14 protein-coding genes are annotated in these 16,670 nt (G+C 34.3%); 3 read left to right on the top strand and 11 right to left on the bottom strand.

The window, feature by feature from the left end; all coding sequences use genetic code 11:
• Positions 1 to 4: 4 nt before the first annotated feature.
• From ccoN to AC1EU5_RS09810, 5 genes are all read right to left on the bottom strand, one after another.
• On the bottom strand, positions 5 to 2,197 hold the full coding sequence (gene ccoN / locus AC1EU5_RS09830) for a cytochrome-c oxidase, cbb3-type subunit I (protein ID WP_480192208.1): 2,193 nt from the start codon (positions 2,195 to 2,197) through the stop codon (positions 5 to 7).
• A gap of 2 nt (positions 2,198 to 2,199) precedes the next feature.
• Entirely contained in the window at positions 2,200 to 2,379 is a 180-nt protein-coding gene (gene ccoS, locus AC1EU5_RS09825; protein ID WP_480192207.1) for a cbb3-type cytochrome oxidase assembly protein CcoS, read from the bottom strand.
• Positions 2,380 to 2,443: 64 nt separating this feature from the next.
• The gene (locus AC1EU5_RS09820) at positions 2,444 to 4,816 is read right to left on the bottom strand and encodes a heavy metal translocating P-type ATPase (protein WP_480192206.1); all 2,373 of its coding nucleotides are present in this window, start codon (positions 4,814 to 4,816) and stop codon (positions 2,444 to 2,446) included.
• Between the two features lie 156 nt (positions 4,817 to 4,972).
• Positions 4,973 to 5,386 (bottom strand): VOC family protein, encoded by a 414-nt coding sequence (locus AC1EU5_RS09815; RefSeq protein ID WP_480192205.1) that lies wholly within the window; start codon positions 5,384 to 5,386, stop codon positions 4,973 to 4,975.
• 36 nt (positions 5,387 to 5,422) lie between these two features.
• A complete protein-coding gene (locus tag AC1EU5_RS09810) occupies positions 5,423 to 6,094 on the bottom strand; it encodes a TrmH family RNA methyltransferase (RefSeq protein ID WP_480192204.1) in 672 nt (223 codons plus the stop codon).
• A 54-nt stretch (positions 6,095 to 6,148) separates the two neighbouring features.
• Between AC1EU5_RS09810 and AC1EU5_RS09805 the strand changes: the two genes are divergently transcribed.
• Both AC1EU5_RS09805 and AC1EU5_RS09800 read left to right on the top strand, forming a co-directional pair.
• Positions 6,149 to 6,835 carry an SIR2 family NAD-dependent protein deacylase gene (locus AC1EU5_RS09805; protein WP_480192203.1) on the top strand — a complete coding sequence of 229 codons (687 nt, stop codon included), beginning with the start codon at positions 6,149 to 6,151 and terminating at the stop codon, positions 6,833 to 6,835.
• On the top strand, positions 6,828 to 7,412 hold the full coding sequence (locus tag AC1EU5_RS09800; RefSeq protein ID WP_480192202.1) for a hypothetical protein: 585 nt from the start codon (positions 6,828 to 6,830) through the stop codon (positions 7,410 to 7,412). Before AC1EU5_RS09805 ends, AC1EU5_RS09800 begins: the two co-directional genes overlap by 8 nt.
• Before the next feature lie 17 nt (positions 7,413 to 7,429).
• Here the strand turns inward: AC1EU5_RS09800 and AC1EU5_RS09795 are convergent, their stop codons facing one another.
• The 5 genes from AC1EU5_RS09795 to rpsF all read right to left on the bottom strand — a co-directional run bounded on the left by AC1EU5_RS09795 (position 7,430) and on the right by rpsF (position 12,392).
• Entirely contained in the window at positions 7,430 to 7,906 is a 477-nt protein-coding gene (locus AC1EU5_RS09795) for a DUF6495 family protein (protein ID WP_480192201.1), read from the bottom strand.
• Positions 7,907 to 7,989: 83 nt separating this feature from the next.
• Complete coding sequence (locus AC1EU5_RS09790; RefSeq protein WP_480192200.1) at positions 7,990 to 11,154, bottom strand: TonB-dependent receptor; 3,165 nt, start codon at positions 11,152 to 11,154, stop codon at positions 7,990 to 7,992.
• Between the two features lie 129 nt (positions 11,155 to 11,283).
• On the bottom strand, positions 11,284 to 11,739 hold the full coding sequence (gene rplI / locus AC1EU5_RS09785) for a 50S ribosomal protein L9 (protein WP_480192199.1): 456 nt from the start codon (positions 11,737 to 11,739) through the stop codon (positions 11,284 to 11,286).
• A 14-nt stretch (positions 11,740 to 11,753) separates the two neighbouring features.
• A complete protein-coding gene (gene rpsR, locus AC1EU5_RS09780; RefSeq protein WP_480192198.1) occupies positions 11,754 to 12,050 on the bottom strand; it encodes a 30S ribosomal protein S18 in 297 nt (98 codons plus the stop codon).
• Between the two features lie 3 nt (positions 12,051 to 12,053).
• Positions 12,054 to 12,392 (bottom strand): 30S ribosomal protein S6, encoded by a 339-nt coding sequence (gene rpsF, locus AC1EU5_RS09775; protein WP_480192197.1) that lies wholly within the window; start codon positions 12,390 to 12,392, stop codon positions 12,054 to 12,056.
• A gap of 116 nt (positions 12,393 to 12,508) precedes the next feature.
• On the opposite strand from rpsF, the gene AC1EU5_RS09770 reads away from it, so the two are divergent.
• The gene (locus tag AC1EU5_RS09770) at positions 12,509 to 13,396 is read left to right on the top strand and encodes a sterol desaturase family protein (protein ID WP_480192196.1); all 888 of its coding nucleotides are present in this window, start codon (positions 12,509 to 12,511) and stop codon (positions 13,394 to 13,396) included.
• Between the two features lie 40 nt (positions 13,397 to 13,436).
• On the opposite strand, the gene AC1EU5_RS09765 is transcribed toward AC1EU5_RS09770, so the two are convergent.
• Positions 13,437 to 16,670, bottom strand: coding sequence for a T9SS type B sorting domain-containing protein (locus AC1EU5_RS09765; protein ID WP_480192195.1), 3,234 nt, complete (start codon positions 16,668 to 16,670; stop codon positions 13,437 to 13,439).

Below are 16,670 nucleotides of genomic sequence, written 5' to 3'. Positions count from 1 at the left end.
GCTATTAGTTTTGTGCTGTTTGTTCGTCTTTTACTTTAATATCAGTACCCAAGCGCTGCAGGTAGGCAATCATTGCCACAATTTCTCGCTCACTCATAGGTGTGAAACTGGCCCCACTTGCCTGTGCTTGTTTCTTTGATGCCTCGTAGCTATCAGCAAAAGCAGGATCTTGATATAGATTTTTTTCTATCTGCTCACCTTGCTCTTTGATGCTAGTACGCGCATTTGCAATGTCTTCTTCACTATATGGCACGCCCAGAGAAACCATTGTTCTCATCTTAGCTTCTATTTGAGAAATATCAAGCTTACGTTTGCTTAACCACTCATAATTAGGCATAATAGAACCCGGGGATGTACTCTGAGGGTCGTTCATATGATTCAAATGCCAACTATCAGAATATTTTCCACCAACGCGATGTAAATCAGGCCCCGTACGCTTTGACCCCCATAAGAATGGGTGATCATATACAAACTCACCGGCCTTAGAATACTCACCATAACGCTCTACTTCACTTCTAAACGGCCTGATCATTTGTGAGTGACAACCCACACAACCTTCACGAATGTAAATATCTCGACCCTCTAATTCTAATGGTGTATAGGGTTGTACACTAGAAATAGTTGGAATATTTGATTTCACCATAATGGTAGGAACAATTTGTATGATACCTCCGATAAGAATAGCTACAGTAGCCAAAATGGTTAACTGTACAGGTTTTCTCTCTAAAGCATGGTGCCATGTTTCTCCTGCTAAACGTCCTTTAGTGACCTTAACCAGTTCCGGTGCTTCAGCATGTTCATCTTCTACCGCACTACCGGCTTTAATTGTCTTTACAATATTATACAACAGGATAAACATCCCTATAATGTACATAGTACCACCAATAGCGCGCATCCAATACATTGGGATGATCTGAGATACTGTTTCTAAAAAGTTACCATATACTAAAGTTCCGTCTGCGTTGAACTGCTTCCACATAGAAGCCTGAACAAAACCGGCCACGTACATAGGTAGCGCATAGATTATAATACCTAATGTGCCTATCCAGAAATGTGTGTTTGCTAGCTTTACAGAATGCAGTTTTGTTTTGAACATTCTAGGCACTAACCAATAGATCATACCAAAGGTTAAGAAGCCATTCCATGCCAATGCTCCAACATGCACATGAGCAATAATCCAGTCAGAAAAGTGTGCTATGGCATTAACACTTTTAAGTGATAGCATAGGCCCTTCAAAAGTGGCCATACCGTAACCTGTTATGGCTACTACCATAAATTTTAATACCGGGTCTGTTCTAACTTTATCCCAAGCACCACGTAGGGTCAAGAGTCCGTTAATCATCCCACCCCAAGAAGGCATTAGTAACATAATTGAGAATACTACACCAAGGTTCTGTGCCCAATCAGGTAATGATGTATATAGTAAATGGTGTGGGCCGGCCCAGATATAAATAAATATTAAGGACCAGAAGTGTACGATGGATAATTTATACGAATAAATTGGTCTATTTGATGCTTTAGGAATGAAATAATACATCAATCCTAAAAATGGCGTTGTTAAGAAAAATGCTACGGCATTATGCCCATACCACCATTGTACCAAGGCATCCTGAACTCCTGCATATACAGAGTAACTTTTCAAAGCGCTCACAGGTAATTCTAAACTATTAAAAATATGGAGTACTGCAACTGTTACAAACGTAGCCAAGTAAAACCAAATAGCCACATATAAATGGCGTTCACGTCTTCTTAAGATGGTACCAATCATATTAATACCAAAAATGACCCAGACCAATGCAATTGCAATATCAATAGGCCATTCTAATTCGGCATATTCTTTACTTGTAGTATACCCAAGTGGCAAAGTAATAGCAGCAGACACTATGATAAGCTGCCACCCCCAGAAGTTTAACTTACTCAAGAGATCACTAAACATACGTGCTTTGAGTAGTCGTTGCAGCGAATAATAAACTCCTGCAAAAATGGCATTACCCACAAAGGCAAAAATCACTGCATTGGTATGTAAAGGCCTTAAGCGACCAAAACTAAGCCAAGAGATACCACTTGTAATATCAGGGAATAAAAACATGAAAGCCAATAGTAAGCCTACCAGCATTCCTATAATCCCCCAAAAGATAGTAACATACAAAAAGTTTTTAACGATCTTATTGTCGTAATAGAATTGTTGCATTTCCATAGTTATGATTTATCTAAAGGTTTTGAAGTTTTTCTTTTAGTTGATTTATCTTCGAAAAGCATGCGAATGGATGGTGTAACTGAGTCATCATACTGCCCTTTTTTTACAGCCAACACAAAGGCAATAAAAAAAATGATAGCAATTACAAAACTTACAGTAATTAATATATAGATGACTCCCATACCTAATTTAAGTTGAACAAAAGTAGCTGAGGCTATTTTTTAAAAACATGATATTTGTCATGTTTTAAAATTTATATTGATTAGCTATATAATTTGTAGTTATGGTTACAAAGGCAACTACAGTAATAGAGCTTAATGGCATTAAAATGGCAGCAATGATAGGCGACAATAATCCTGCAATAGCAAAATACATTCCTATCAAATTATATAGCAATGAAATTACAAAACTTATCTTGATAACACGCATGGTTTTCTTTGAAAGTTGCAAAAGTTTATAGAGATCAGAAAACTTACTGGCATCTATAATTCCGTCAGAAGCCGGAGAAAACACATTAATGTTTTCTGAAATGACTAGTCCCACATCACTCTGCGCTAATGCCCCGGCATCATTCAATCCATCACCTATCATTAGTACTCGTTTTTTTTCATTTTGCAGACCTTTAATGTGCTTTAGTTTATCTTCAGGTTTTTGATTAAAAATTAGTTGTGAAGTGTCAGGAAGTTGTTTTTCAAGATACTCCTTTTCACTATCATTATCACCCGATAAAATGCCCAACTCATAATTACTATTTAGCTGCTTCATTAGACGATCAAGATGCTTTCTGTATGCAGCCTTAAACAAGAACACTCCTTTTACTACTCCCTCTATACAGACAAAGACACTCGTGTCTTTTAAGTTGCGTTTGTTAGCACCAACATAGTGAGGAGCACCAAGTTTTATAGTTTTACCCAATACTACTCCTTCCAAACCTTTACCAATTGTTTCTTTAAAGTCATTAACTTGTAACAACTCTACCTCACCCAAGTGGTTATATAACATTCTACTCAATGGGTGATTAGACATACGTAAAACACTTTTTACTGCTCGTTTTTCATTTTCATTTAAAGGATTTCCGTCATAGCTTATAAGGGCTTTATTCGTCGTGATGGTTCCGGTTTTATCAAAAATTACGGTATTGACATGTGATAAATTTTCAATAGTATCTGTATTCTTCAAATACATTTTACGCTTTCCGAAGATCCTTAGCATGTTTCCTAAAGCAAATGGTGCAGATAAAGCCAACGCGCAAGGGCATGCTACAATCAGTACAGCAGTTACTACATTAGCCACCATAGACGGATCTTTATAATACCAAACAATACCGGCAACAAGTGCAATAGCAATTACCGTTAATGTGAAACGCTGACTGATGGCATCTGTAATATTTTTAATACCACCTACTTTACCATTAGTGAATACTTCATTATTCCAGAGTTGAGTTAGCTTACTCTGTGATATTGTTGCGAGTACTTCCATTTCCAAAGTACCGGAAAGTTGTTTGCCTCCTGCAAAGAGTTTATCTCCTGATTGCTTATGTACAGGTATAGATTCGCCTGTTACAAAGCTATAATCTACCATGGCATCTTTAGAGATTAGAATACCATCAATTGGGATTAGTTCATTATTACGTATTAATAGTTTATCGCCTTGCTTAACATCGTATACAGAGGTATTTTTTTCATTTCCGTTTTTCTCTAATTTGGTTACTGCAATGGGGAAATAAGATTTATAATCACGCTCAAAAGATAAAAAACTGTAGGTCTGTTTCTGAAAAATGCGTCCTAATAATAAGAAAAATACAAAGCCCGCAAGACTGTCAAAATACCCTTGCCCCGTGTTTGAAAATATTTCATAGGTGCTTCGTAAAAATAATACAGAAATACCCAGAGCGATAGGCACATCAATATTTAGAAATTTATGTTTTAAGCCTTTGTAAGCCGAAATAAAATAATCATTGGCAGCGTAAAAAACCACTGGTAGAATAGTCAGAAAAATGATAGTTCTGAATAGCGGTTTGTATTTGTCTAGCCAAAAGCCTTCACTTTGAAAATATTCTGGAAATGACATGAGCATTACATTACCAAATGCAAATCCGGCAACCGCCAATTTATAAATGAGCGACCTGTCAATAGTGGTCTTCTTTTCAGAAGTATCTTCAAGGCTGATATGTGGCATATACCCTAACTTGCTTAATAATTCAGCAATATCTTTTAGCGTAGTTTGCTTATTATCAAAAGTAATCCGAATTTGCTTTTTCGGAAAATTCACCTCAGTATTGACTACTGCGGTATTCAAGGTATTCAAATGTTCTAAAACCCAAATGCAGGCACTGCAATGAATACTGGGTATGTAGAGCGTGGTCATACTTATTGAACCATCATTAAATTCCAATAGTTTTTCGGTGATCTGCTGATTCTCTAAAAAATCAAATGCTCCTTTTGAAATTTCGGGGGTAATACCTGGAGATTCTTCAAGGTCATAATACGCTTGCAAGTCATTCTCATTAAGAATTTCATATACCGTCTTGCAGCCATTACAGCAAAAAGAATGATCATTAAAAACAATAGTTGTATTCGTACAATTATCACCACAGTGATAACATTGTGTTAGGCTCATACATTACTCAATTACCAAAAGCAAAGGTATTATAAAAGCTTTTCTAAGTAATATGATTTTTGTCATGCTTTATGCGGCACATATGAATTAAAATATTTGGTTAATACTTTATAAGAAAGACCAAGTATGCATTTAAAAAATGACTATAGAAAATGACTACGTTGTTTTGGTATGCTCAGTACTTATCATCCAGTGTACACCAAATTTATCGACTAAACTACCAAACTTACCACCCCAAAATACTTCTTCAAATGGCATTTCTACAGTACCTTCGTCCTTAAGACTATTAAAAATTGTTGCGGCTTCAGCTTCGCCGTTAACACTTAAGCTAAGATAATTACTATTGCCTTTAATAACTTTATCACCCATAGTATCAGATGCTAATAATTCAATCCCTCGAAATTTCATTGTAACATGCATAATTTGATTTTCATTTTGAGGATTTGAATATTCTGGTGGGCCATCTTTATAGCGCATTAACATAACAAATTCACCATCAAAAATATTTTTGTAATAGTTCAAGGCTTCTTCACAATTACCATCAAACATAAGGTATGAGTTTAGTTTCATAAAAATTAAGTTTAGTGTTGAGTCTTTAATTTACAATTAATTTTGCTCTTTATAAAAACGTTCTATGATTTGATCAACATTATTGATTGATTTTTTTGTCCAATCTAATCTTAGTATGTTCTTTTCTTCATCGGTTAAACGCCAACTCACATTAGAGTTCCTCAATCTTGAGGTTATATCATTTAGAATTATGGCTGTAGCTACTGAGATATTTAAACTTTCTGTAAAACCAACCATTGGTATTTTTAAGTAACCATCTGTTTGACTCATAATATCATCTGATACGCCTTCCTTCTCTACGCCCATTACAAAAGCGGACTTCTTGGTAATATCAAAATTCTGTAATAAACAAGAGTCGTTATGAGGTGTGGTAGCTATAATTTGATATCCTTTAGAACGGACTACATCCAAACATTCTTGAGTATTATGTTGTAATTTATTGAACTTATAAATATTCGTCCATTTTTGTGCTCCCTTAGCAACCTGGTTCGAGACATAGCTTTTATATTTATTTTCAATGGCATATACATCTTGCAATCCAAATACGTCACAACTTCTAACAACTGCGCTTGTATTATGCTTTTGGTAAATATCTTCTAATATCACCGTAAAATGCCTTGTACGCATATTCAGCACTTCCTCAAAAGTGACTTTTCTATTTTCGGTTAAAAATGATTGTAAGTATCTTAAAAGTTTTAAGTCAGTCACAAGTAATTCTTTTGGCAAATATATAATAACTGTAAATTAGCAAAAAAGCATGATATGCAAAAACTAGTTGTATTAACAGGCGCCGGTATGAGTGCAGAAAGTGGTGTAAGTACCTTTAGGGATTCAGGCGGACTCTGGGAAGGGCATGATGTAATGGAAGTGGCATCACCTCAAGGGTTTGCCGCGAACCCTGAGTTAGTATTAGATTTTTATAATCAAAGACGAAGACAATTATTTGAAGTTGCTCCTAATAGTGCCCATAAAGCTCTAGTCGGTTTAGAGAAAAACTATAATATTACCATTATTACTCAAAATGTAGATGATTTACATGAACGTGCAGGAAGCTCAGATGTACTACACTTGCATGGTGAATTATTGAAAGCCCGAAGCACTCAAAACGAACACTTAGTTTTTGACTGGGAAAAAGATATTATGTTAGGAGATTTAGCGGAGGACGGTGCCCAAATACGACCGCATATCGTCTGGTTTGGAGAAGCTGTTCCTATGTTAGAACCTGCCATTCAAATTACGGAGCAGGCTGATATTTTGTTAATTATTGGTACTTCTATGCAAGTATACCCAGCGGCAAGCCTTGTAAATTATGCGAACTCAAATACTCCTATCTATTTTATTGACCCTAGGCCATCAGTATCAGAACATGATTTTTATAATTTGACTATTATTCCTGAAAAGGCCTCATTAGGTATGGAGATATTAATCAATCAGTACTTGAATGGATAAACAGCATTTTACTGAGTTAATTGTTAAAGGAAAGTATCGATGGAAACATAGAGAACTACTAGTTGGTTCCGCAATAGCCAATCAAGATTTAATCTTGACCTTACTAGAAAATATGGCGCAAGTAGATGAGAAAAATTCGGCTTATTCAGCTAGGATATTAGAACTTGCTGTTAAGAAAAACAACAAGATTTTATTACCATTTATTAATGAATTTTGTCAACTCTTAACCTTATTAAAATTTGATGGCTCAGTTAGAGCGAGTGCTAAACTTATTGAAATTTTCTGTATTGAGTACTTTATAAAATTTAACCCCGTTTTCATAGAAAAACTAACTGATGAAATTCTTGAACGTTTTACCGAGGTTTGTTTCGACTGGATGATTACGGATAAAGCCATTGCCATTCAAGCACATTCTATGTATGCCTTGTATTTATTAGGTCAAAAATTTGAATGGATTCACCCTGAATTGATTCAAGTAATTGATAAAAATTTACCTAATGGAAGTACAGGCTATCAAAATAGAGGTAAGAAAATTATTAATGCTATTAAGTCTGATGTATTATTGAAGTTGTATTAAAAAACGAAGAAAGCTAACTACTTACTTGAAATCAGTTTTTTTAAACCTTCAAAAAGTTTTCCATCAGATATAACACTTCCTTTTTCTATGAGATCAAATAACTCCTGATTACGTTCTTTATTATATTTTTTTTCTCCTTGCATAAATTCAATGGATGAATCATTTGTATGATCTATGAACCATTGATAATCTTTTTTATTAAAAAAGTCAAACTCAGGCTTATTTATCTGAACTACCAATCTTGAAATGGATGTTTTTTCACATTTAAATAAGTTGACCGTTTGTTTTGAAAAGTGTTCTAAATAATTGGTTTTTGTCAATGCGTCATCCCAAACCACATCACTAAACAGATTTAGCTCCTCTTGTGCCATTTCAGGTTTCGTAGCTTTCATCTCATTCCACTCATTCACATCAATCTGCTGCGTCGCTAAAAATTGTGCGAACTCTTTATGCAGTGCCTCAAACTGTTCTTTACTTAATTGTCTATACTTCATATCTCTTTTCTAATAGGGCTGCAAAAATAAAAAACCGCTCTATAACAGAGCGGTTTTTTCACAGTAAATAGCGTTAATTTCTATTAGAAAATATACCTCAATCCTAATTGCATTTGCCACCTGGATTGTAAACTAGTATCAGAACCAAAAGTCTCTGTTAAAGATGTATCAAATGTATAGGTTGGAACATTGTTGGCATCTACATTTACAGAAAGTGGGAATTGATTATTGGGCACTTCAACAACACCCCAATCAGAGTTTATCAAGTTACCAAAGTTTAAGATATCAACACTTAATTGAATCGTATTTGTTTTTTCTCCTACATTAAAATTAAAATCTTGAAGGAGTTTCACATCCCAACGACTTCTCCAAGGTGCCAAGGCACCATATCTCTCCATGTAACCGCCTCTATTATCACTTAGGTAATCGTCTTGTTGAATATATGCTTCAAAAGCTTCAGCCTGGCCTGTACCTGAAAATTGCATTTGTTGCACTTCTGAGGTAGTAGGGATATAAATTAAATCATTATTTTGGAATGATGAATCTCCATTAATGTTACCTGCATACGTATAATTGAATCTACCACCTTGGGCATATTCTGCAAAAGTTGAGATAGTAGTAGCAAATTTATCGTTGCCATACGAGAATTTCTTTGAAGCTAACCCAATAATTCTATGCGTATCACCATATCTAGAATATGACAAAACATCATCATTAGCATTACCTGAAATAGGATTGAAGTCAAACGCATCACCAGTAATTTCTGCTTCAATTGAATTTACATCTTTTGCATTTAAGTAGTTATAAGCTACACTTGCAAATAATCCGTTCTCAAAATTCTTTTGTAGTTTTAATGAAGCGTTCCAAATACGTCCTTCATCAGAATTTGTAAATACATAAGCGTTGTTTCCTCTATCCGCTGCGGTATAAATAGGTCTATTATCACCTGGTGCGTTCAAAGTAGCTGAAGGATTCCGTAGTCCCCAATTCTGAACATGCGCTCCATTAATATCTTTTGTATATGAAACATCTGTAGTAACAACTAATCCATTGTTAAATTTGTGATCGAAACCTAGATTTGTTCTCCACACTTGTGGCCATTGGAAGTCAGGATCTACCACTTGGTAGAAGAAAAAGTCTAATCCTTGTACCTGATTACCTAACCATACAAATGGGAATCGACCTGTAAATAAACCTGTACCTCCACGTATTTGCGTTGTATCATCTCCTTTTACATCCCAATTGATTCCTAACCTAGGAGAAATTAACCAATCATTATCTGGCAATGTTCTAGAATCAATAAGTGTAGTTTCGTTTGTATTTGGATTGAAATATTCAATATTTGGAGAGAATGTAAAAGGTTTTCTTGCAATGTTTTCATCAATTTTCTCTTTCGTATCAAAATATAAAGGTTTGTCAAAACGAACTCCATACGTCAACTTAAAGTTATCTGAAACATTCCATTCATCTTGTGCATAAAATGCTAACTGACCAACATTAGTTTCAGCTAAAGACCAACCAAATAAGGTACCATCTGGCACTGCATTATTAGCTGTATTGATTGCTTGGGCATTTGCTAATGCAGCAGCCAAGGTGCCATCATTAACATCTGTAAAAAAATCTGCTAAACTTCCGTAAGCTGCAAAAGCTCCAACTTCTTGTACAAAATCACCATTTTCATCATAACCAAAAGCTCCTAAATTAAATGAATTGTCAAACTGAAAACGTTCATAAGAAAAACCAACTGTAAATGTATGATCACCACTAAAAATATTCAAATTATTAGTCATTTGAAATACTTTTTGGTCTAATCTATTGTTGATAGAAAAAGGCTCATGACCTGCTATAATATAATTGGAGCCAGCTCCATCCTGAATTGTGATTGCAGGTGCTGGGGTAGAAAGTGCATCTCTAAAATCATCAAAATGTGTATAACCAACTTGTAATTTATTAGTCATATTGTCACTTAAACTAGAATTCAATTCTAACTGAACTGATTGAATTTGGTTATTGATTTCATAACCTGAATTTTCAAACTGTAGCACTTGAAAGTTTGGTCCTCTTACACCTAATGCAGTTGGATGTGCAGGCTTTTCTTTAGAAGCGTCTAAGAAATTATAGATTAATGCTAATCGATTTTTATCATTAATATTCCAGTCGAGTTTAAAAATACCTTTAGTTGACTCAGCTCCATATGTAAATCCTTGATACCTTCCAGTATTATAGCCTAAAGAACCCAATGCATCACTCACTGCCATTAAATCACTTTCTAGCACTCTAGACTCGTTAATAGCTGTAGTGGCATCTCCATTATTTGGCACAAAACCATTCGTACCAAGGTCATCTCTTTCATCTTTTTCAAAGTTAGCAAAGAAGAATAACTTATCTTTTACAATAGGTCCTCCTAAACTAAATCCGAATTGTCGTTGTAAAAGATCTGGTCTCACAACGGTTTCTCCTTTAATCTTGTCACCTGTAAAGCTTTCATCTCTATAAAATAAGTAAGCAGTACCATGAAACTCATTGGTCCCGCTTTTTGTCACTGCATTTACTGAGGCTCCAGTAAAACCAGATTGCGTTACATCATAAGGTGCTGTAGCAACAGAAATTTGATCTATCGCATCCAATGAAATTGGTTGTGAATCTGTCTGACCTCCTGGAGTTGGCGCGTCCAATCCAAATGGGTTGTTAAAAATAGCACCATCTAATGAGAAATTATTGAATTGGTCATTGCGCCCTCCAAACGAATTTCCGCTTGAAGAAGGTTCTAAACGTGTAAAGTCAGAAGCCGAACGCGAAATAGTTGGCAAGCGTGTAATTTCTCTTCGTCCAACACTTGTTTCAGCTCCAGTTCTATCACTACCAAATACGTTACCTCCACCTGTAGATTGGATGACAACCTCATCAAGCTGTTGACTATCATCAGCTAATTGCACATCTAATGACAGTGTTTTACCTAATGTTAAGAATAGATCTTTAAATTCTCTCGTTTGATAACCTACAAAACTTACCGTAACGGTATATGGGCCACCTACACGAAGGTTTAACAAGTTGTAACGTCCGTCAAGGTTTGAAGTACCTCCATATTTGGTACCTGTTGGGGTGTGCACTGCAACAATATTAGCCCCTGGTAAGGACTCATTACTACTGTCAGTAATTAAACCTCTAATATTAGAAGTTGTTACCTGCGCAAATGCACTAAAAGCAATACTAAAAATGAGTACAACTAATAGATAATTTTTCTTCATAATGATTTGAATTTATTTGAATTAGTAAATGTTAATGGTTTATTGTTTTGTGATGTGAAGGTATAAAAAAAAGACCGCCCATTAAAAGGACGGTCTTAAAACTTAACACCTGATTTTATTCACAAATGTTTATTTCTTTGCTTCAGCAATTACATCAAATGGTACTTCTACAATTACCTCTCTATGTAAACGTACTTTAGCATTATACTTACCTAATCTCTTTACTAATCCTCCGGCAACAGCGATGAATTTTTTATCTATATCATGTCCTGCCTTTGCAAAAGCTTCAGCAACATTAGCATTACTTACTGAACCAAATAATTTATCTCCTGAACCAACTTTAGCAGCAATTTTTACTTCTAAGCCTTTTAAAGCTTCAACTGTTTTATTTGCTTCAGCAATAATATTTGCCTCTCTATGTGCTCTCTGTTTTAAATTCTCAGCCAATACTTTTTTAGCAGAAGTTGTTGCCAACACCGCATAGCCCTGAGGAATTAAAAAGTTACGACCATAACCATTCTTAACAGTTACGATATCATCTGCAAAACCTAAGTTTGCAACATCTTTTTTTAATATCAATTCCATAATCGTACTGTTTTTTATTTTAACATATCACCTACATAAGGCATTAAAGCCAAATGACGTGCTCTTTTTATTGCTTGTGATACTTTACGCTGGTATTTCAATGATGTGCCAGTTAAACGACGAGGTAAAATCTTACCTTGCTCATTTACTAAATACATTAAGAAATCTGCATCTTTATAGTCTATATACTTAATACCGTTTTTCTTAAAACGACAGTATTTTTCTTTCTTTTGAGTTTCAATATCCAGCGGAGTCAAATATCTGATCTCTGCTTTGTTTCCTTCTTTAGCTTGTTGATCTATTGATGCCATAGCTTATTTTTTTGCAGTTTGACGTTCTTTTCTCTTCACAGCCCAGTCAGCAGCATGCTTATCTAATTTTACAGTTAAATAACGCATAATACTATCATCTCTTCTAAATTCTAATTCAAAAGGTGCAATGGCTTCTCCGGCTACCTTATATTCAAATAAGTGATAAAAACCGGTTTTTTTCTTTTGGATTGGATACGCTAACTTCTTTAAGCCCCAATCTTCTTTGTGTATCATTTCGGCACCTTTAGAAACCAAGTAGTCCTCAAACTTCTTTACTGTTTCCTTTACCTGAGTATCAGATAAAACGGGATTCAAAATGAAAACAGTTTCGTAATGATTCATAATTAAGTATTTAATGTTTAATTTTTGAGCGTGCAAATATATGATTTTATTTTCGTTATCATACTACGCATAACTCAAAAAAATGTAGTTTTGATTTCTGGCTAAACAACCTACCTATGCAAGTACCAGAAATACCAAATCTTATTCATTATGCCATTCCATTTTTTGTAGTCACATTGATCATAGAAATCATAGTGGATACACGTGAAAGGTCAAAAGCGTATGAAACCAAAGATGCACTTACATCACTTGCCATGGGGTTAGGTAATGTATTTATTGGGTTATTTAGTAAAGCTATGGTTTTTGCCATATTTTTCTACATCTATAGTAGCTATAGGTTATTCACCGTTCCTTTTACTTGGTGGGGGTGGTTGCTTATTCTCTTTGCAGATGATTTTCTGTATTACTGGTTTCACAGGATCAGCCATGAAAGCCGGTTCTTCTGGGCAAGTCATGTGGTACATCATTCTTCACAAAAATATAATTTGAGTACTGCATTGAGGCAAACTTGGAGTGGGAGTTTTTTATCTTTTGTGTTTTGGTTACCCTTACCCTTATTGGGATTTCACCCAGTTATGATCTTAGCGCAAATGTCAATTAGTTTGATCTACCAATATTGGATACATACTGAGTTTATCAAGAAATTGCCCTCGTGGTTTGAAGCTATCTTTAATACACCATCACATCATAGGGTGCACCATGCTATAAATCCACAGTACTTGGATAGAAATCATGCCGGTATTTTTATTATTTGGGACAGGTGGTTTGGTACTTTTGAACCAGAGGTTGAAAAACCAACATATGGGTTGGTAAAGAATATCAATTCTTTCAATCCATTGTACGTAGCCTTTCACGAATGGATAGGCATGTTTTCTGATATTTTAAAGGCAAAAACTTCATTAGGCAAGCGCTTACTTTATTTAATCAAACCTCCCGGGTGGAAACATGATGGCACAGGAACTATTTCGTCTGATTTGAGAGAGGAATGGGAAAAATCCGAATAACTTTCTATATATGTTTTTTCAACTTTTAAAATTAGTTTATTTATTGAAGTCTAAGTGAGAAATGACCTGTTTTTATCGTGCCATCTTCAAAATTGACTTTAAACCAATAATCATCTTGAGGTAAAAGCTTACCATTATAAAGGCCATTCCATTCATCATGATTTCTGGTTAACCTTTTTAAAGATTTACCATATCTATCAAAAATATAGAGTTCATAATTTTGAGATGTTGTTCCTAATAAGCTCCATGTATCATTAATACCATCATTATTTGGACTAAAAAACCTAGGATAATCTAAGATTGTAATTTTTTTGGAATCAGATCCACAACCTTTTTTATCTCTAACATATACTATATAATCACCTCCAAAAATATTGTCAAATAAATTATTGTCCTGATAATTCAATCCATCAATTGAATATTCGAAATTACCATCACCAGAAGTAATAATTTCTAAGTAATTATTCCCAAAATTTCCAGATCTTACTTCTTCAATCCTAGGTAACACTGACCTCACCAATTCAAATGAAAAAGAATTTTCGCAAGTAATTCCATTTTCTAATTTATCAACAGAGACAGTATAGGTTCCTTCTTTTATTAATTGTACATTATTATTATTGGACACTATTGTACCATCCTGATATTCCCAATTATAATTATTAAAATTTGCGGGCAAACTAAGCTCTAAATATGGCTCTAAATCACATAGAAAATAACTTTTTTCTAATTCAATTAATGGGAGTTCATTAACAATCAAATCAAAACTAACTTCAGAAAAACATATCTTATTTAATGAATTTTCTACTTTTACTGTAATAGTTTCTCTGAAAGCGTTAGAAATCTGATAATTTGAAAGCTGACCCTCTAAGATTTGAGTAGAGCCATTAAAATAGGATACTTCTAATCCCGTTTGGTTACCAATAGTTATATTTTCAATCATACTCAAATCAAACTGAGCATATCCATTACCTTGATCACATTTATACTGATTTTGTGGTTGATTAATTTGTGGTTTAGCAGATGTTTGCAATACTAAATCAGCTTCTGAAAAACATTGTGTATTAGGGTTCGTTACTCGAACCTTGATTATTTCATTATTTGGAGTTGTATTTGTATAAGGGTTCGGTAGACTTATTTGACTATCATTTGAATTATAGTAAGTTACTACTAATCCATTCTGCCCATTTAAAACTTGAGTCTCAACATTGGAGGTGTCAAAATACTCAGAGATACCATCGTTATTATCATCACAACCAATTAAAACATCTAAGGAGTTAGCAATAGGTGGGCTATTCACGTGTATATCGAAAGTGGCTTCGTTGTAACAGTTTGTATTAGTATTGGTTACTCTTGCAGTAATTGTCTCTTTATTAATGATTACATTCGTATAGTTTGTCAACTCTGAATTTGGTATTAAATCACCACTTTGGTTATAATAACTTATAGCCACATTCGATTGACTTGCCATTAGTATATCACTTTGAGTAGTTAAATCAAAACTAGCAAATCCATTCGTTGCACTTTGACATTCATAGATATCTTCAACTGAATTGATCTGAGGCAAAGGTTGGACTATGAGATCGAAAGTTGTTTCTGAGTAGCAACATAAGATATCTTTATGGGCTATTCTCACTCTTATAGTTTCTCTATACTGTACTGAATTGGTAAATAAATTGGGAAGAGTATCATATTCATTGCCACTACCATCTATAAAAGTAACTACCTTGTCTAATTGCCCTCCTAAAACTTGAGATTCTACATGAGAAACATCGAAAGATGAAGAAATACCAGTATTAAAGTTATCTTCACATGCATATACATTATTAATTCCATATGCATTTGGCGGCTCTTTGACATCAACGGTTTCATTAATTACTTCTATACTTCCGTCATTACCTGTGACCGTGGCTACTACTGTATAAATACCATCCGTTGAAAAATCATGAAAAGGTGATAAATCGGTAGAAGTATTATCAGTTCCAGAAGCGGGATCACCAAAATTCCAAATAACAGTAGCTACATTTATACTATCTTCAATATTAAATTCCTTCAAAAATTCAGAACATATGTTTGATACACTCATTTGAAAATTATTAATTACATGTCTAACATTCCCATTAATATTAATGTAAAATCGTGCGTCGGGATAACCTAAATCTTCAGTAGTAGTATAGGTTGGTGTATTTATACCTCCAGGACATCCTCTAAACCAAGAAAAATCATTGTCCTGCGCTGTTCCAGATATAAATGCAACACCTGAAGCATCATTTATAAGCCCTTTTTTAACTTCAACAAGTATCCTTTCTACATTAACTGGAACGGTGACCGGAGTATCAAAATCGATATTCACAATTTGTTGTGCATTAACCGCCCATAATTGAACCTCTTGACTACTTCCAATTAAGTCAGCTTCCGAAAATGAATTGGGAAAATTTGAATCAATCTTATAAATATTAAATTGAACTGTTGCTCCCCAACTTACACTATTAACTGCAACCTGACCAGAGTTTATAATATACTCCTCGTCTGTAGATATACCAAAATCACTGAGGTTGAATGTCCTTCCCCAGAATAAGAATGATGTAGAGCAAGAAAATATCGAGGTTTTTATAGCTTCATCACAAACATTATGAGATAATCTGGTGTTAGACCCAAAACTTTGTGTACTTATTGTTTCACCAGTAACATTTATAAAAAAATTAGCTTCTGGAACTGGAATATTAAGGTTTTCTGTTGGAGTGTAAGTATATAACTCTCTGCAGCCTTTAAACCAAGATATATCATTATCCATGGTTGTACCGGCTATAAGAACTTTTTTATAATTGTCATTATAAATATCATCCATTTGGGTTACCTCTACTAAAATTCTTTCAACTCCAGCGGGAATAACAACAGGTCTATTAAAATCAACCTGAACTATTTCAGGAGTATCTCCTATTTCTTGAGCTAACACCAAATTACCATAGCTAATTCTTTTAGGCTCTGAATTCGGAAAACCTGAATCAATACTATAGAAATTAAAAATCAATCTTGCACCATCGTAAGAGTTACTAACAGCAACCTGAGCAGATTTAATAATAAATTGATCATTTGGTGATATCCCAAAATCAGCTAGAGTAAAAGTTCTTGCCCAATACTCCTCGTATTCACAATTAGTTATACTAGTTTTTACTGGAGTATTTCCAACATTATGTGTTAAAGTTATTTGTGCATAAATATTTAAACTAAGAACAATCGAAGCAACACCTAATAATATATATTTTTTTTTGAGCAT

This window comes from Maritimimonas sp. 2405UD52-3 (genome assembly GCF_056591715.1).
This window is presented reverse-complemented; position numbering and strand designations above follow the sequence as displayed.